The sequence below is a fragment of the Curtobacterium sp. MCLR17_043 genome, assembly GCF_003224215.1.
In the GTDB taxonomy this organism is placed as follows: domain Bacteria; phylum Actinomycetota; class Actinomycetes; order Actinomycetales; family Microbacteriaceae; genus Curtobacterium; species Curtobacterium flaccumfaciens.
The window spans coordinates 28931-45120 of sequence record NZ_QKLH01000019.1 but is presented as its reverse complement, the minus strand read 5'-3'; the positions used below and the strand labels follow the sequence as shown (position 1 = coordinate 45120).

General features: G+C 70.9%; 16 protein-coding genes and 1 tRNA gene. 4 read left to right on the top strand and 13 right to left on the bottom strand.

What is annotated here, in order from left to right; all coding sequences use genetic code 11:
• Positions 1-148 precede the first annotated feature (148 nt).
• From DEJ03_RS15960 to DEJ03_RS15945, 4 genes are all read right to left on the bottom strand, one after another.
• Entirely contained in the window at positions 149-361 is a 213-nt protein-coding gene (locus DEJ03_RS15960) for an SCO4848 family membrane protein (RefSeq protein WP_027466517.1), read from the bottom strand.
• Between the two features lie 162 nt (positions 362-523).
• The gene (locus DEJ03_RS15955; RefSeq protein ID WP_110865385.1) at positions 524-1450 is read right to left on the bottom strand and encodes a hypothetical protein; all 927 of its coding nucleotides are present in this window, start codon (positions 1448-1450) and stop codon (positions 524-526) included.
• Positions 1447-1908 carry an ImmA/IrrE family metallo-endopeptidase gene (locus DEJ03_RS15950; RefSeq protein ID WP_110865384.1) on the bottom strand — a complete coding sequence of 154 codons (462 nt, stop codon included), beginning with the start codon at positions 1906-1908 and terminating at the stop codon, positions 1447-1449. Before DEJ03_RS15950 ends, DEJ03_RS15955 begins: the two co-directional genes overlap by 4 nt.
• Positions 1905-2345, bottom strand: coding sequence for a hypothetical protein (locus DEJ03_RS15945; protein WP_051596928.1), 441 nt, complete (start codon positions 2343-2345; stop codon positions 1905-1907). The genes DEJ03_RS15950 and DEJ03_RS15945 overlap by 4 nt, the downstream gene beginning before the upstream one ends.
• A 101-nt stretch (positions 2346-2446) precedes the next feature.
• Here DEJ03_RS15945 and DEJ03_RS15940 point away from each other — a divergent pair, with 101 nt between their 5' ends.
• Positions 2447-3097 carry a YigZ family protein gene (locus tag DEJ03_RS15940; protein WP_375342299.1) on the top strand — a complete coding sequence of 217 codons (651 nt, stop codon included), beginning with the start codon at positions 2447-2449 and terminating at the stop codon, positions 3095-3097.
• A 105-nt stretch (positions 3098-3202) separates the two neighbouring features.
• Here DEJ03_RS15940 and DEJ03_RS15935 read toward each other — a convergent pair.
• A tRNA-Lys gene (locus DEJ03_RS15935) sits at positions 3203-3275 on the bottom strand.
• A gap of 95 nt (positions 3276-3370) precedes the next feature.
• On the opposite strand from DEJ03_RS15935, the gene bcp reads away from it, so the two are divergent.
• Positions 3371-3841, top strand: coding sequence for a thioredoxin-dependent thiol peroxidase (gene bcp / locus DEJ03_RS15930; protein ID WP_027466512.1), 471 nt, complete (start codon positions 3371-3373; stop codon positions 3839-3841).
• Positions 3842-3920: 79 nt separating this feature from the next.
• Here bcp and DEJ03_RS15925 read toward each other — a convergent pair whose 3' ends face one another.
• Positions 3921-4352, bottom strand: coding sequence for a hypothetical protein (locus DEJ03_RS15925; protein WP_110865383.1), 432 nt, complete (start codon positions 4350-4352; stop codon positions 3921-3923).
• Positions 4353-4613: 261 nt separating this feature from the next.
• Here DEJ03_RS15925 and DEJ03_RS15920 point away from each other — a divergent pair, with 261 nt between their 5' ends.
• Positions 4614-4862: a WhiB family transcriptional regulator gene (locus tag DEJ03_RS15920; RefSeq protein WP_017888820.1), complete on the top strand. Its 249-nt coding sequence runs from the start codon at positions 4614-4616 to the stop codon at positions 4860-4862.
• A 171-nt stretch (positions 4863-5033) separates the two neighbouring features.
• On the opposite strand, the gene DEJ03_RS15915 is transcribed toward DEJ03_RS15920, so the two are convergent.
• On the bottom strand, positions 5034-6536 hold the full coding sequence (locus tag DEJ03_RS15915; protein ID WP_110865382.1) for a sensor histidine kinase: 1503 nt from the start codon (positions 6534-6536) through the stop codon (positions 5034-5036).
• Positions 6537-6654: 118 nt separating this feature from the next.
• Between DEJ03_RS15915 and DEJ03_RS15910 the strand changes: the two genes are divergently transcribed.
• Positions 6655-7095: an Rv3235 family protein gene (locus DEJ03_RS15910; protein ID WP_110865381.1), complete on the top strand. Its 441-nt coding sequence runs from the start codon at positions 6655-6657 to the stop codon at positions 7093-7095.
• A gap of 143 nt (positions 7096-7238) precedes the next feature.
• On the opposite strand, the gene secA is transcribed toward DEJ03_RS15910, so the two are convergent.
• From secA to mtrA, 6 genes are all read right to left on the bottom strand, one after another.
• The gene (gene secA / locus DEJ03_RS15905; protein WP_110865380.1) at positions 7239-10025 is read right to left on the bottom strand and encodes a preprotein translocase subunit SecA; all 2787 of its coding nucleotides are present in this window, start codon (positions 10023-10025) and stop codon (positions 7239-7241) included.
• Positions 10026-10195: 170 nt separating this feature from the next.
• Positions 10196-10906, bottom strand: a complete 711-nt coding sequence (gene hpf / locus DEJ03_RS15900) for a ribosome hibernation-promoting factor, HPF/YfiA family (RefSeq protein WP_071405776.1) — start codon at positions 10904-10906, stop codon at positions 10196-10198.
• A gap of 158 nt (positions 10907-11064) precedes the next feature.
• Positions 11065-11727 (bottom strand): ComF family protein, encoded by a 663-nt coding sequence (locus tag DEJ03_RS15895; protein ID WP_146237761.1) that lies wholly within the window; start codon positions 11725-11727, stop codon positions 11065-11067.
• A 97-nt stretch (positions 11728-11824) separates the two neighbouring features.
• Positions 11825-13507, bottom strand: coding sequence for a GerMN domain-containing protein (locus tag DEJ03_RS15890; RefSeq protein WP_110865378.1), 1683 nt, complete (start codon positions 13505-13507; stop codon positions 11825-11827).
• A complete protein-coding gene (gene mtrB / locus DEJ03_RS15885) occupies positions 13507-15273 on the bottom strand; it encodes an MtrAB system histidine kinase MtrB (protein WP_258370881.1) in 1767 nt (588 codons plus the stop codon). The genes DEJ03_RS15890 and mtrB overlap by 1 nt, the downstream gene beginning before the upstream one ends.
• Before the next feature lie 5 nt (positions 15274-15278).
• Entirely contained in the window at positions 15279-15953 is a 675-nt protein-coding gene (gene mtrA, locus DEJ03_RS15880; protein ID WP_017888813.1) for an MtrAB system response regulator MtrA, read from the bottom strand.
• Positions 15954-16190 lie beyond the last annotated feature (237 nt).

Below are 16190 nucleotides of genomic sequence, written 5' to 3'. Positions count from 1 at the left end.
CCTGCCGTGCCCCGCTGAAGCGGGGCTGAAGCGGCCCGCGAGCGCGGCTCGCGACGGTGACCGGGGCGGACGGGAGGCCCGTGGCGGCGCCGACACGGGCCTCCCGTCCGGCGGTGGTCCGGACCAGGGCCGCGACGACCCGGCGCGCTCAGACCAGCAGCAGGATCCCGGCGATCACGGACGCGACGGCGATCGCGAGCGCGATGAGCAGGAGCACGAGGTGCACCGTGTAGAACGTCGTCGGCTTGCCGGCGGCGTCGCGGGCACGGGAGTCCTTCGCGACACGCTGGAAGAAGCGCGGCCAGGTGACGACGTTGAAGACGGCGCCGATGAACAGGACGACTGCGGCGAAGACGAGCACGGGACGATCCTAGTGAACGTTCGCGGCGACGATGCCGGTACGGCGACGCCGGGCGGGTGGTGCTCGGCCGCCCCCAACGCGGCCGAGTCCCGACCCGGCAGGCCACAGGATCTGTAGCACTTGCTACAGACTGTACACGGCCTGTTCGACAGCGTCGAGGGACTACGCGGTCTCGAGCGCGGATTCGGCGTCGGCGAGGGCGGCACGCTCGGCGTCGGTCAGGGACGCTCGTGCACCCCGGACGCCGTCGTTGATCTCGACGATGCGGCGGCTGAGCCGGGTCGCGGGGTCGTCGGTGGGCGGGTAGGCGTTGTCCACGCCGATCCGTTCGTGCAGCGGTGCCAGGCGGCGGAGCGCTTCGTCCACGCGGCGGGCACGGCGCCGGCGGGAGATCCGGTGCCCGACGACGAGCAGCAGCATGCCGGACGCCACGCACAGCACGGCTCCCGGCGTGGTGACGTCGTAGGGCAGCGAGAGCGCGTGCGTGACGTCCAGGTCGCCGGCGACGTGGGCGACGTCCATCACGACGACCACGACCATGCGGACGACCCCGAGCACCCCGCCGAGGACCAGGACCCACAGCCCGACCAGGTCGGTGGTCGTCCGGGCCTCGCGCAGCCGGAGCACGCAGATGAACCCCGTCGCGCCGAGGGCCACTCCGAGGTACACGGTCTGCGCGATCGAGTAGACGGTGGCAGCCGGGTGCGAGCCGGCGTCGAGCATGAAGGTCGTCGTCGTCGCCGGCTTGTCGAGCACGGTGAACGCGACGACGACCACCACGACGACCACGGCGAACGACACCACGACCGCGTTCCGGAGCCAGGGCCGCGCCGCGCCGACCGCCTTCGCCACGCCCCACAGCAGCGTGCTCGTGCCGGCCACCATGAGGCAGTCGCTGATGACGGTGACGACGTTGAACCCGCCGAGCAGCGGGTCGAGCCACCGGTACAGCGGGTCGACGTTCGTCACGATGGTGGCGGCGAAGAGCAGGAACGTGAACGCCAGGGTGCGGTCCTGCCCGCGTTGCAGGACCAACAGCACGATCGTCCCGACGATGAGCAGCACCGCCTGGACGACGGCGATGATCACCCGAAGACCCCGCGGAAGGCGCTCGGGCGGCCGCGGTGCTGGCGGATCACGGTGGCCAGGCGGTCGGCGAAGACCTCGGCCTCGTGCTCGTAGGTGTTCGAGAACATCCCCCGGGCCAGCGCACGCTCGACCTTGTACTCGGGCAGGTCGGGGATGACGTCACGGATGTAGGCGCTCTGCGGGGCGTGCTCCTGGTGCCGGTGCAGGACGTGCCCGAGCTCGTGCCCGATCACGAACGAGCGGAACGTCGGCGAGGTCGTCGGCGAGATCATCACGAGGTGCGCGTGCTCGAGGGTGGCCACGAAGCCACACACCGGTTCGGCGGCCAGGAACGACTCCTCGCGCACCACGATCGGCTTGCCGACGACGTCAGCGGCGGCGGCGACGGCCTGGTCGACGTCCGACCACCCCTCGGCTGCACCACGAGCCCAGAACGCCTCGACGAGGGCTTCGGTCATGCGACGCTCCCCCGCTGCGATTCCTCCTCGAGCACCTCGGCGATGCGCCGCAGCGCGTCGGGTGAGAGTTCACCGGGGAAGGTCCGGGCCGCGAAGCCGCTCACGCGGGCGGACCGCAGGGACCGGACGAGGGCGAGCTGGGCACCGATCCGTTCCGGTACCTCGCTGTCCTCGAGCAGGAAGCGTTCGTCGACCTCGAAGTACCCGGCCAGCAGGCGCAGGAGCTCGGTGTCGCGGTTGCGGCGGCCGTCGCCGGAGAGCATGTAGGTCCACTTCGCCCGCGACAGCGACCCGCCGTGCGCCGCGACGTACTCCTCGATCGAGGAGAACGGCACCGGAGCACCACGCTGCGACTCCTCGAAGTCGAGGAGCAGGTTGAGGCGGCGCGCGAGCTCGGCGGCGTCGAGCGCTCCGCCCTTCAGATCACCCGTGTCCATCTCGGACTCCTCCCCAGCCGTGTCCGCGCGACCTGTGGGTCCGGCGCGTGGACGCCATGCTAGCGCGGGTGCCCGGCACGCGCGCCGCTACCCTCGTGGGCATGCCCCGCCGCTTCCTCGCCACCGTCGCGGCACCGGTCGAGCACGAGATCGTCATCACGAAGTCGCGGTTCATCACGACCGTGGCACCGGTCTCCGGCGTCGAGGACGCCGACCGCGTGATCGCCGAGGTCCGCCGTCGGTACTGGGACGCCCGGCACAACTGCACGGCGATGGTCACCGGCGTGCTCGGCGGCCAGGCCCGTTCCTCGGACGACGGCGAGCCCTCCGGCACCGCGGGCGTCCCGATGCTCGAGGTCCTGCGACGCCGCGGGCTGACCGACGTCGTCGCGGTCGTCACGCGGTACTTCGGCGGGGTGAAGCTCGGTGCCGGCGGACTGGTCCGGGCCTACTCGACCTCGGTGTCCGAGGCGCTCGACACGGCGGTCCTCGTCCGTCGCGAGGCATTGACGCAGGTGCGCTTCGACGTCGACCACGCCGACGCCGGGCGGCTCGACAACGTGCTGCGCGACTGGGTCCGGCACCACCACGCGACGCTCGGCCCGACCGACTACGGGCAGGCGGCGACCTTCGAGGTGTGGGTCCCCCACGAGGCGCTCGGCGCCCTGACCGCCGACCTCGCCGCCGCGTCGGCCGGTTCGCTCGAACCCGTCATCGGCGAGGAGCGGATCGTCGACGTCCGCGCCGACTGAATTCGCAGTTCCTGCACACCTCGGGCGTGTCTCGGCATCGGCGTGGAAACCTGCCCGGAACGCACGAACGCCCCGACTCGATGAGCCGGGGCGTTCGTCCTGCGGTGCACCCCCTCGGACTTGAACCGAGAACCCACTGATTAAGAGTCAGTTGCTCTGCCAATTGAGCTAGAGGTGCATGTTCCGGCTTCCGTGCCGCAACGGGAATCAACAATAGCATGGGTTTCGCGCGCCCACGACCACTCGCGGGCGCACGACGCGAACAGGAGCACCATGACCGACCGTCTCGTCCCCGGCGACACCGCCCCCGACTTCACGCTGCCCGACCAGGACGGCGTCGAGCACTCCCTCGCTGCCCTCCGCGGCAAGAAGGTCATCGTGTACTTCTACCCGGCGGCGTCCACCCCGGGCTGCACCACCGAGGCCTGCGACTTCCGCGACAACATGTCCTCGCTGCAGGCCGCCGGCTACGAGGTCCTCGGCGTCTCGAAGGACGAGCAGGCGAAGCTCAAGACGTTCCAGCACGAGCAGGCGCTGACCTTCCCGCTGCTGAGCGACCCCGACCTCGCCGTGCACAAGGCGTACGCGGCGTGGGGCGAGAAGAACAACTACGGCAAGATCGTCACCGGCACGATCCGGTCCACGATCGTGGTCGACGAGGACGGCACCGTCCAGCTGCCGCTCTACAACGTCAAGGCCACCGGGCACGTGGCGAGCCTGCGGAAGAAGCTCGGCCTGGTCTGAGGGCCGGCCACGCACTGGAGGCCCGGTGCCGGTTCCGAGAACCGGCACCGGGCCTCCAGTGCGTGGCGGACCAGACCGTCTACTCGGCCGGACGCGCGAGCGCGGCCGTCACCGACCGCGACAGCACCAGCGTGATGCCGAGCAGGGCCGGGACGAGCAGTACCCAGCCGACCGCGGCGACGCGGAAGACGCCCTGGAACGCCCCGATCGCGATGGCGCCCTGCAGGACCTGCCAGACGATGATCCCGGAGCGCACCCACGGCCGGCCCTGCCACAGGCCGTTCAGCAGCGCACCGAGCCAGAGCGCAGCGATGGCGACGAGGACGGTGAGGGCGATGCCTGAGGCGATGCTCGTGGCCGGGGCGACGAGCAGTTCGACGACCAGGACGACGGTCACGACCACCAGCGCGAGGAACTCGAGGCCGACCACGGCGAGCAGCCCCAGCATCGCCGGCGACCGGCGCGCGACGGGCGTGGAGGGTTCGGTGTCGTTCGGGGTGTCGTCGTGCACAGTGATCCTCCAGCATCGGAACCCTTGATTTGGCCCTACCAGTATGGAACGATATTGGAGGTCGTTTGGACGGCACGATGTGGTGTGCGTCTCCCGTGGTTCATCGCTCCTCCCCCGAGCGTCTCGCGGGCGTCAGACACGCTTCCTGCGGACTCCTCCCCACAGTTGTCCCCTCCATGCCGCATGCATGGTCAGCGGTCCGATCCCCCGAACCACGGCCCCGGCCTGCCGTTCGAGCATCGACATCAAGGAGCACCACACATGGACTGGCGTGACAAGGCTGCCTGCCTCACCGCAGACCCCGAGCTCTTCTTCCCCGTCGGGAACACCGGGCCCGCCGTCGATCAGATCGAGAAGGCCAAGTCGGTCTGTGCGCGTTGCACGGTCACCGAGATGTGCCTGCAGTACGCACTCGAGAACAACCAGGACTCGGGTGTCTGGGGTGGTCTCAGCGAGGACGAGCGTCGTGCGCTGAAGCGTCGCGCCGCCCGCGCTCGCCGCGCGTCCTGACCCCGGTCGTCTGACACCACGACGCCCGTCGTCCCCTCGGGGGCGGCGGGCGTCGTCGTGCGTGCGGGGCGGCGGTCCTGCAAGACACCGGTGTTCACGCATCGAACACCGGAATTCGGGTGTGCGACCGGTGAACACCGGTGTTTTGCGGACTCGAACCGCCGGGCGGCGTCAGGCGGCGGGGGCGGTCAGCCAGCGGAACGGGATGGTGATCGTCACCTCGGTGCCGCTGCCCGTCAGGGTGTGCCAGTCGATGGTGCCGCCGAGCTCGCCCTGGATGAGCGTGCGGACGATCTGCGTGCCGAGGCCCGAGCCGACCTTGCCCTCGGGGAGCCCCACGCCGTTGTCGCGGACCTCGATCTCCAGGTGGTCGTCGAAGCGGCGGGCGACGATCTCGACCTCGCCGTCGCGGCCGTCCAGCCCGTGCTCGACGGCGTTCGTCACGAGCTCGGTGAGGCCGAGGGCGAGCGGTGTCGCGGCCTCGGAGGGCAGCACCCCGAACTCGCCGGTCTTCTTCGGGTGCACGGTGGTGTTGTGCGACGCGGCGACCTCGGTCACGAGCTTGAGCACCGAGTCGAACACCTCGTCGAAGTCCACGGTCTGGCTGAGCCCGCTCGACAGGGTGTCGTGCACGACGGCGATGGCGGCGACGCGGCGCATGGCGTTCTGCAGCGAGGTCCGCGCTTCGTCCGAGTGCGTACGACGGGCCTGGATCCGCAGCAGGGACGCCACGGTCTGCAGGTTGTTCTTCACACGGTGGTGGATCTCGCGGATCGTGGCGTCCTTGGTGATGAGCTCGCGCTCCTGGTGCCGCAGCTCGGACACGTCGCGGCAGAGCACGATGGCACCGATGCGCTCACCGTGGTCGCGGAGCGGGATCGAGCGGAGCGACACCGTGACGCCCTTCGACTCGATGTCCGCCCGCCACGGTGCACGGCCGGTGACGACGAGCGGCAGGGACTCGTCGACGTCGAGCTGGGCGCCGATGAGCTCGGTGGTGACCTCGGCGAGGGACTTCCGCTCGAGCTCGCCTTCGAAGCCCATGCGGTTGAACGCGCTCAGGCCGTTCGGGCTCGCGAACGTGACGATGCCGGCGGTGTCGAGCCGCAGCAGGCCGTCGCTGGCACGGGGCGCACCACGACGGGGGCCCGCCGGTGCACCGAGGTCGGGGAAGTCACCGGTGGCGATCATGCCGAACAGGTCGTTCGCGCTCGCGGTGAAGTTGAGTTCCTGGCGGCTCGGGGTCCGCATCTCGTCCTGGTTGGAGTGCCGGGTGACGACGGCGATCGGTCGCTCGGTGGTCTCGGCGCTCTTCGCGCTCAGACGGCGGAGCACTGGGATCGCGCGGACACGGGTCGGGGTGTCCTCGTACCAGTCCGGCTCGGCGGAGTCGACGACCCGTGACCCGGCGAAGCTCTCGGTCACCTGGCCGCGCCACTCCTCGCGGATCTCCTGGCCGACGATGTCCCGGTAGAACAACGTCGCCGCGGAGCTCGGCCGGGCGTGTGCGACGGCCACGAACGAGCCGTCCTCGGCGGTCGGGACCCAGAGCACCATGTCGGCGAAGGACAGGTCGGCGAGGAGCTGCCAGTCCCCCACGAGCAGGTGGAGCCACTCCACGTCTGCTTCCGAGGAACGGCCTTGCGCGAGGACGAGGTCACTGAGGGTCGACACCCAGCCAGTCTAGGTCCGCTGCCTTGTGGAGAACGTCGCCCTCTCCACAGGGTAGACCGGTGTGTATTTCGTATGTCGCACGCCCCATACGCTCGCTCCAACGACGGAAGGGGCAGGGGTGGCAGAGCAGGCACGCCGCATCGATCACGAGACGACGACGGCGCACCCACCGCCGCTGCGGATCGTCGAACCGGCGCCGGAGCCCGCCACGGTGACCGGTCCCCCGGACCCGGCGACGACCGCACGAGCGCTCGGGCTCTGCGTCGCGGAGGTGCTCACCGGCGCGCGGGAGGTCGACAGCATCGCCCGCTGGATCAGCGACGACGTGCAGCGCCACCTGCAGCAGCGCGCCGCGGTGGCAGCGCACGCCCGGGGCTCCGGTCGGCGGGCACGCGGACGCCCGGTGCTCCGGGTCGGCAGCGTGCTCGTCTGCCGCCCCGCGGCGGGCGTCGCCGAGGCGACGGTGGTCGTGCACGCGCGCAGCCACGCGCGGGCGGTCGCCATGCGGCTCGAAGAGCGACACGGACGCTGGCAGGCGACCGCGATCGGGGTCCTGTAGCCGAGTGGCGGACGGACGGGAGGCCCGGTGCCAGCTGGCACCGGGCCTCCCGTCCGTCGTCGGTCACGCTCGGTGAGCAGGAATGGTCGGGTCCCGACGTGGGACCCGACCACCCCTGCTCACGATGCGCTCGCGCGCGGTCGCTAGTTCTTCTTGGCCGCCTGGCGACGCTCGGCGCGGTTGCTCGCCGCGGCCTGACCGGAGGCGGTGGCCGCGTTGCCGAACGCGGAGCCCTGCTCGGGCTCGGCGACCGCTTCGGCCTCAGCCTCGGCCTGGGCGCGCTGCGCACGAGCGGTCGCGGCCTGCTCGAGGCGACCCTTCTCGTCGCGGACCTCGACCTCGCCGTCGATCGACGGTGCCGAGTACTCGAGGCCGGAGACCTCATCCTCGCCGAGACCCTTGGCCTCGATCACCGCGTTCTCGCCGTCGGACTGCACCTGGACCTCGAGGTTGAAGAGGTAGCCCACGGACTCTTCGCGGATCTGCCCCATCATCGTCTGGAACAGGGCGTAGCCCTCGCGCTGGTACTCGACCAGCGGGTCGCGCTGCGCCATCGCTCGGAGGCCGATGCCGTCCTTGAGGTAGTCCATCTCGTACAGGTGGTCGCGCCAGCGGCGGTCGATCACCGAGAGCACCACGCGACGCTCGAGCTCACGCATCGCCTCGTCGCCGAGGAGTTCCTCGCGCTGCTGGTAGGCCAACTTGGCGTCGGAGAGGATCTCGCGGGCCAGGAAGTCACGCGACGCCTTGCCCTTCGAGCCGGCCTCGGTGATGACCTCGTCGATGGAGATCGAGATCGGGTAGAGCGTGCCGAGCTCGGTCCACATGGCGTCGAGGTCCCAGTCGTCCGGGGAGCCTTCGCCGGTGTGGCTGTCGATCACGTCGTCGATGACGGCCTTGAGGAACGACTGCGCGCGGTCGTGCAGGTCGTCGCCCTCGAGGATGTGGCGGCGGTCGCTGTAGATCGCTTCGCGCTGGCGGTTCAGGACGTCGTCGTACTTCAGCACGTTCTTGCGGATCTCGGCGTTGCGGCCCTCGACCTGCGCCTGGGCGGACCGGATCGCACGGCCGACGAGCTTGTTCTCGATCGCCAGGTCGTCCGGCACGTTCGAGCGGCCCATCAGGCTCTCGGCGGCACCGGAGTTGAACAGGCGCATCAGGTCGTCGGTGAGCGACAGGTAGAAGCGGCTCTCGCCCGGGTCACCCTGACGGCCGGAACGACCACGCAGCTGGTTGTCGATGCGGCGCGACTCGTGGCGCTCGGTGCCGAGCACGTACAGGCCGCCGACGGCGCGGACCTTGTCGCCCTCTTCCTCGACCTCGGCCTTGACGCGGGCGAACACGTCGTCCCACTCGGCCTCGTACTCGTCGGGGGTCTCGGTCGGCGACAGGCCCTTGGCGTGCATCTCCTGCACGGCGAGGAACTCCGCGTTGCCACCGAGCATGATGTCGGTACCACGACCGGCCATGTTCGTCGCGACGGTCACGGCGCCGAATCGACCGGCCTGGGCGACGATCGCGGCTTCACGTGCGTGGTTCTTCGCGTTGAGGACCTCGTGCTTGACGCCCTGCTTGGCGAGGAGCTTCGACAGGTACTCGGACTTCTCGACGCTCGTGGTGCCGACGAGGACGGGCTGGCCCTTCTCGTGGCGCTCCGCGATGTCCTCGGCGACCTGCTCGAACTTCGCCTTCTCGTTCTTGTAGACGAGGTCGGTCTGGTCGATGCGCTGCATCGGCTTGTTCGTCGGGATGGGCACGACGCCGAGCTTGTAGGTCGACATGAACTCGGCCGCCTCGGTCTCCGCGGTACCGGTCATGCCGGAGAGCTTCTGGTAGAGGCGGAAGTAGTTCTGCAGCGTGACGGTGGCGAGGGTCTGGTTCTCGGCCTTGACCTCGACACCCTCCTTCGCCTCGATCGCCTGGTGGATGCCCTCGTTGTAGCGGCGGCCCATCAGGATGCGGCCGGTGTGCTCGTCGACGATGAGCACCTCGCCGTTCATCACGACGTAGTCCTTGTCCTTCTTGAACAGGGCGACGGCCTTGATGGAGTTGTTCAGGAACGAGATGAGCGGGGTGTTCGCCGACTCGTACAGGTTCTCGATGCCGAGGTAGTCCTCGACCTTCTCGATGCCGGGCTCGAGGACACCGACGGTGCGCTTCTTCTCGTCGACCTCGTAGTCCTCGCCCGGGGTGAGGCGCTTGGCGATCGAGGCGAACTCGGTGAACCAGCGGTTGGCCTCGCCCGAGGACGGACCGGAGATGATGAGCGGCGTGCGGGCCTCGTCGATGAGGATCGAGTCGACCTCGTCCACGACGGCGAAGAAGTGACCGCGCTGCACCATGTCGGACGCCTGCCACGCCATGTTGTCGCGCAGGTAGTCGAAGCCGAACTCGTTGTTGGTGCCGTACGTGATGTCGGCGGCGTACTGCTCGCGGCGCTCGGCCGGGGTCTGGTTCGCGATGATGCAGCCGGTGGTCATGCCCAGCGCGCGGAAGACGCGGCCCATGATCTCGGACTGGTACGACGCCAGGTAGTCGTTGACCGTGATGACGTGCACTCCGCGCGACGGGATCGCGTTGAGGTAGGCGGCGGTCGTCGCGACGAGGGTCTTGCCCTCACCGGTCTTCATCTCAGCGATGTTGCCGAGGTGCAGCGCCGCGCCACCCATGAGCTGCACGTCGAAGTGCCGCATGCCCAGGGTCCGCTTCGCGGCTTCACGCACGGCGGCGAACGCCTCGGGCAGGAGGTCGTCGAGGGTCTCGCCGTTGGCGTACCGCTCGCGCAGCTCCTTGGTCTCGTCGTGGAGTTCCTCGTCGGTGAGGCTCGAGAAGTCGTCCTCGAGGTCGTTGATGGCCGAGGCGTACGCCTTCAGCCGGCGGAGGGTTCGTCCTTCGCCGATGCGGAGGACCTTCTCCAGCACGTTTGCCACGTGAACTCCTTACGAGGTCGTCGCGCGCGACCTGCACGCCCGATCGACCAGTCATGCTAGCAACCCGCGAACCCACGGCGCTGTGAGCGGCGCGGCTGTCGCGGACACGGGTGTGCGCGGCCCGCGAACGGACCGCGCACACGGTGCGGGACCGGAGGCCCCGAGTCGGATCAGGCGATCGCGGCTGCGCGCTCCGCGTCGGTGTCGACCGCGGCCGGCGCCTGGCCGGCGGGCACCTCGTCGATGCCGATCACGCCGTAGTCCCAGCCCTTGCGTCGGTACACGACACTCGGGCGGCGGGTCTCGGCGTCGAGGAACAGGTAGAAGTCGTGCCCGACGAGTTCCATGTAGTACAGGGCGTCGTCGACCGTCATCGGGGCGGCCTCGAAGACCTTGTGCCGGATGACGACCGGGCTGTAGACCTCGTTCTCGTCCTCGGCGGCCTCTTGATCGACGACCGGGACGGCACCGGTCGCGACGTCCTCGATGAGCTTGCCGTCGGCCGGGACGACGCCCATGCCGTCGAACCCGCTGCCGGCGGCCTCGGCGACCGAGGTGGGGCGGTGCCGGCCGTGGTGCACCTTGCGGCGGTCACGCGCCCGACGGAGGCGTTCCATGATCCGCGCGAAGGCGAGGTCGAAGGCGGCGTACTTGTCCGACGCCGCGGACTCGGCCCGTACGAGCGGCCCCGGTCCGATCAGCGTGAGCTCCACGCGGTCCTCGCCCTGGCTGCCGCTCGACTTCTCGTGGTGGCGGCTGATGCGCACCTCGAAGGCGAGGGCGCGGTCGGCGAGCACGTCGATCTTCTCGGACTTCTGTTCGACGTAGGTGCGGAAACGGTCGGTGACCCCGACGTTCCGGCCCGTGATCGTCACGTCCATGTGGCGGCTCCCATCCAGTGTCGGCGCGTCGCCTCCGTCCGGCGACCCGAACGCCTTGTCGCGAGGCTAGACCCGGCGCACCCTCGGCGTCACGGCGAGGCGGCGAGTCCGTCGGACACTCACCGGACACACAGCGGCCACCGGGTGTTCACCGAGCATCAGTCGTCGACGCTCGCCACGGCGACGCAGCGCACCACCCGACCGCCCGCCGCCCGCACCGCGCGGACGCCCTCGGCCATCGTGACGCCCGTCGTCACGACGTCGTCGACGAGCACGACGTCGCGGCCGTCGACACCGGTCGCCCGCAGGGTCCCGACGGTCGCGGCGACGCGTTCCACCGCCGACCGCTCCTTCTGCCCCGGTCCGGATCGCCGTCGTCCGGCAGGGGTCCGGCCGAGGCGCCCCGTGTGCCGCACACCACCACGGGCGAGCAGCAGCACCACCGGGTCGAACCCACGGCGGCGGGCACCCGCGCGGGACGGCGGAACCCGGAGCACCACGGTGCCGTCCGGGGCCGCGGCGAGCGCCGCGCGGACGAGGACACCGAAGCGGACGCCGAGCGGACGGGCGACGTCGACCCGGCCCCGGAGCTTGAGTTCGAGCACCAGGGTGCGGACCAGTCCCTCGTACTCGAAGGCCGCGTCGAGCCGGACGCCGGCGACCAGGCGGACCCGCCGGGGCCGTGCGGCGAGCGCCGTGCGGCACGGTGGGCAGAGCGCGCGGTCCGGGCGGCCGCAGCCCAGGCAGGCGACGGGCAGGAAGAGCCCGAGCACGGCGAGCAGGGCGTCACGCCACGGGGTGGGGGCGTCGTCAGGGGGCATGCCCACGACTGTGGTGGTGACCGGACGACGGCGGTGGGCCGGCGAGCCGGACGGTGGACGGGCCTCCAGGCCGGGTGGGCTGTGGAGGACGGTGGCGTCAGCGCTGGACGCCGAGCACGTCGGCGGTGACGCCCGTCGAGTCCCAGCCGCCCCCGGTGGACTGCAGGACGTCGCCGCTCGACATCCGGAGCAGCAGCGCGCCGCCGCTGCCGCCGCTGATCGCGGTGGCGCGACCGTCGGGCTTCGGCAGGGTGCTCGACTTGCCGCCGATGGTGGTGCGGACGATGTTCGGACCGGTCGGCGTCTGCCCGACCGAGGCGACGTCGGTGTCGTTCACCCACGTGGCGTCGACCGCGGTGCCGCTGGCGGCCTGCACCCGGACCGGGGCGCCGAACGAGGTCGGTGACCGGTCGGACCCGCGGATGATCGCCATCACGTACAGGCCGGGGCCGTCCGCGGTCTCGATGAGTGCGAGTGCCCTGGTGGAGTCGCGGGACACCTGGAACGACACGAGGTCGCCGCGCGGCAGGGTGGTGCGCACCTGGTGGGGGTCGCCGCCGAGGCCGTAGGCGGTGATGTGACGGGTGTCGGACTGCTGCCCCACCCAGACGAAGCCGAGGTCGTCGACGGCGGGGGCGACGAGGCCCTCGCGGGCGTCGACGCGCAGGCGGTCCTTGCCACGCACGACGACGACGCCGTCCCGGTTGCCGACGGCTGCGGTGGTGCCGGACGCCGACAGGGCGATCGAGGTCGGGTCGAGGCCGGCGATCGCGGCCCCGACGCCGCTGCCGAGCTCGGCGACCTTGCCGGTGCCCGAGGCGGCGTAGCCGACGACGCCGTCCTCGTCGACCAGGGGGCGGGGGTCGACGTCGGGGTTCTGCTGGGCGTCCGCTCCCCCGGAGTCCGGCACCGACAGCGTCGCTCCCTCGATCGTCATCGAGACCGACGAGATGGTGGCGACCGAGGCGAGGGACTTGCTGAGCTGTTCGCGCATCCGGACCTTGTCGACGGTGCTCGCACGCAGGGCGTCGCTCGACAGGTCGACCAGCGCGGTGCCGCTGTCGATCGTCACCGCGTTGAGGGACAGCTGGGTGCCCTCCGGGAACGACGAGACGACGGCGCCCTTCAGCCAGTCGGCGGGGCCGGCGAGCAGGGCGCTGGCGATGCGGGTGCTGGTGGAGGACCGAGCGAGGAACCAGCGCTGGTCGGGCACCAGGAAGCGGTAGGTCGGGTCGTAGAAGTACAGGGCGTGCGACTGGAACACCGACTCGAAGCTGACCGGCGACAGGATGATGCCGTCCGGGGCGTAGGCGATGCGCCACTCGCCGTCCTCGCGGACGAACTGGAACGTCAGCGTCGACGAGGTCGGGCGGACCGCCTGGGTGTACTCCCCGTCGGAGTCGACCGTGGCGCTGGCCGTCATCGTGTAGGTGAGCTCGCGGTCGTCGGCGCGCTCGACGGTGCCGCTGCCGTCCCGGATCGTGACGCCCTGCCGGGGGTTCCACCGCTGGGCGAAGTCGGCGGCCAGGAACTGCCGGGCGATCGCGTAGTTGTCCTGGGCACCGGTGGCGGCGGCGATGAACCCGCGGAGGATCGCCGTCTGGTCGGACCCGGTGATCGGCTTGTCCGGCCGGAAGTCGACGCCCGAGAGCGACTCGTCCTTGATCGTCTGCCCGGTGCGCACGGCACCGTCGGTCGGGATGGCCGCGCACGCGGTGACCGCGAGCAGGCTGACCGCGGCGAGCGCGACGGCGAGGACGTGGCGGATCCGGTGGCGCATCAGGACTCCTCTCGCACGGCGCGGGGGCCGTCGTACGACTCGTCGAGCTCGGGCAGCGGGATGGCCGAGGTGGCGGTGGTGCCCTGCTCGTTGCGGGGCAGGGTGAGCACGAACGTCGATCCCGCGCCCGGTCGGGACCACACGTCGATGCGCCCGCCGTGGAGCTTCGCGTCGCCGAGGCTGATCGCGAGGCCGAGGCCGGTGCCGCCGATGGTGCGCTTGCGGCTCGGGTCGGCCCGCCAGAAGCGGTCGAACACCCGTGCGGCGTCCTCCGGCGGCATGCCGACACCCTGGTCGCGGACGGCGATGGCGACGGTGCGTGCGTCGCTGTCGACGACGACCTGCACGGGCTTCGCGTCGCCGTGCTCGATGGCGTTGCCGACGAGGTTGCGCAGGATCCGTCGGACCCGCTTGGCGTCGAGCCGCATCGTGGTGTGGCCGCCGGGGGTCGCGAGCTGCAGGTCGATGCCGGCGCGCTCGGCCAGCGGGCGGAACTCCTCGACGATGTCCGCGGCGAGGGAGGCCGGCACGACGGGTGCGGTGTCGAGCTGCACGGCCTGGGCGTCGTACCGGGAGATCTCCAGCAGGTCGGCGAGGAGCATCTCGAAGCGCTCCACCTGCGCGTGCAGGAGCTCGGCGGACCGGCCGACCGACGGTTCGAACGCGTGCCTGGAGTCGTAGAGCATGTCGCCGGCGAGCCGGATCGTGGTGAGCGGGGTGCGGAGCTCGTGCGACACGTCGGAGACGAACCGCTGCTGCACGCGGGAGAGCTCGGCGAGCTGGGTGATCTGGCGGCTGACCGCCTCGGCCATCCCGTTGAAGCTCCGTGCCAGGGTCGCCAGGTCGTCCTGGCCGCGCACCGGGATGCGCTCGTCGAGGCGCCCCGCGGCGATCTTCCGGCTCGTCTCGGCGGCACCGCGGATCGGCACGACGACGAGCCGGACGACGAGCGAGGTGACCAGGGCGATGAGCACCATGAGCGCCACTCCGCCGATCGAGAGCGTCTGGGAGACGAAGTCCAGGGTCTGCTGCGCGTCGGAGAGGTCGTAGACCAGGTAGAGCTCGTACTGGCCGGCGCTCGGGATCTGCAGCGTGGAGCCGACGGCGAGGCCCGGCACCCGGCGCCCGTCGTCGTCGAGCTCCACGGGCTGCAGGCTGAGCCGACCGGTGTTCTGCGCGACCTCCTTGCGCAGGGCATCGGTGATCACCGCGTCCGGGAAGTCCTGGCTGGCGATGGTCTGCAGCGTCTGCGGCGTGGACTGGTCCGGGCTCCGCTCGATGGCGATGCTCGTGCCGCCCGGACTCGTCGTGTTCGACAGGATCGCCTGCTGCGCCTCGTTCTGCAGGGTCTCGAGCTCGGACTGGTTGTTGTCCTCGGCCGCCGTCGCCGCGTCGAAGATCCCCTGGGCGACGATGGTGGCCCGCGCGGACTCGGACTCGATCTGGTCGCGGCGCTGCGAGTAGACGTTCGTCGAGATGCTCACCATGACCGCGGTGCCGATGATCCCCACCGCGAGCCCGGTCGTCATCACGGTGATGGCGACCGAGCGGAACATGAGCGAGCGCCGCCACAGGTAGGCGATCGGACGCCAGGCGCGTCGGAGCCAGCGCCGCATCCGGCGACGGCTGCGGTCGACGACTCCGATCGAGACGGTGGTGCTGCCGGACCCACCGGCACCGCCGGACCCACCGGCGCCGGTGGCCCGGCCGACGCCGCCGACCCGGCCGGAGCGTGCCGAGCCCGGCGGGCGCGTCGAGGGCGGCACGGTGCTCAGGCTCCTCCGGCGCGGTACCCGACGCCGCGGACCGTGGTGACGGTCTTCGGGTTGTCCGGGTCGTGCTCGATCTTCGCGCGGAGCCGCTGCACGTGCACGTTCACCAGACGGGTGTCCGCCTTGTAGTGGTAGCCCCAGACCTGCTCGAGCAGCATCTCGCGGGTGAACACCTGGTTCGGCTTCTCGGCGAGCGCCCGGAGCAGGTCGAACTCGAGCGGCGTGAGCGCGATCACGGTGTCACCGCGGCGCACCTCGTGCCCGGCGACGTCGACCGTGACGTCGCCGACGTGCAGCACGGTGGCGTCGGACGCGCTCGGCCGCAGGCGGGTCCGGATGCGCGCGACGAGTTCCTTCGGGTTGAAGGGCTTCACGACGTAGTCGTCGGCACCGTTCTCGAGCCCGAGGACGACGTCGGCGGTGTCGCTCTTCGCCGTGAGCATGATGATCGGCGTGCCGCTCTCGGCACGGATGCGCTTGCACACCTCGATGCCGTCGATGCCGGGCAGCATGACGTCGAGCAGGACGAGGTCCGGCTTGGTGGCGTGGAACGCGTCGACGGCGTCGTTGCCGTCGGCGCTGAACTCGGGTTCGTACCCCTCGGAGCGGAGCACGATGCCGATCATCTCGGAGAGGGCCTGGTCGTCGTCGACGACGAGGATGCGCGGTGTCATGTGATCTGGACTCCGGGTGGCGTGCGGGTGCCGTGGTCGGCACGTGTCCCCACACGATAGCCGAGGCCCCGCCGCGCCGGGTTTTCCGCCAGGATGGGGGTGGACCGTGCATCGCTGGCTCGGTCCGACACGACGAGGGGGCTGGAGTCATGTCCGATTGGCACACACCGGGCGGTGGGCAGCAGGGTGCGCCGACGCCGCCGGCGTCCGGACCGGCGCAGGGACCAGGACCCCAGC

Bases quoted from the DNA above. Each gene is read 5' to 3' on its own strand.
- DEJ03_RS15950 (WP_110865384.1), bottom strand. From the start codon at position 1,908: ATGACCGAAGCCCTCGTCGAGGCGTTCTGGGCTCGTGGTGCAGCCGAG.
- DEJ03_RS15945 (WP_051596928.1), bottom strand. From the start codon at position 2,345: ATGGACACGGGTGATCTGAAGGGCGGAGCGCTCGACGCCGCCGAGCTC.
- DEJ03_RS15940 (WP_375342299.1), top strand. From the start codon at position 2,447: ATGCCCCGCCGCTTCCTCGCCACCGTCGCGGCACCGGTCGAGCACGAG.
- bcp (WP_027466512.1), top strand. From the start codon at position 3,371: ATGACCGACCGTCTCGTCCCCGGCGACACCGCCCCCGACTTCACGCTG.
- DEJ03_RS15920 (WP_017888820.1), top strand. From the start codon at position 4,614: ATGGACTGGCGTGACAAGGCTGCCTGCCTCACCGCAGACCCCGAGCTC.
- hpf (WP_071405776.1), bottom strand. From the start codon at position 10,906: ATGGACGTGACGATCACGGGCCGGAACGTCGGGGTCACCGACCGTTTC.
- DEJ03_RS15895 (WP_146237761.1), bottom strand. From the start codon at position 11,727: ATGCCCCCTGACGACGCCCCCACCCCGTGGCGTGACGCCCTGCTCGCC.
- DEJ03_RS15890 (WP_110865378.1), bottom strand. From the start codon at position 13,507: ATGCGCCACCGGATCCGCCACGTCCTCGCCGTCGCGCTCGCCGCGGTC.
- mtrA (WP_017888813.1), bottom strand. From the start codon at position 15,953: ATGACACCGCGCATCCTCGTCGTCGACGACGACCAGGCCCTCTCCGAG.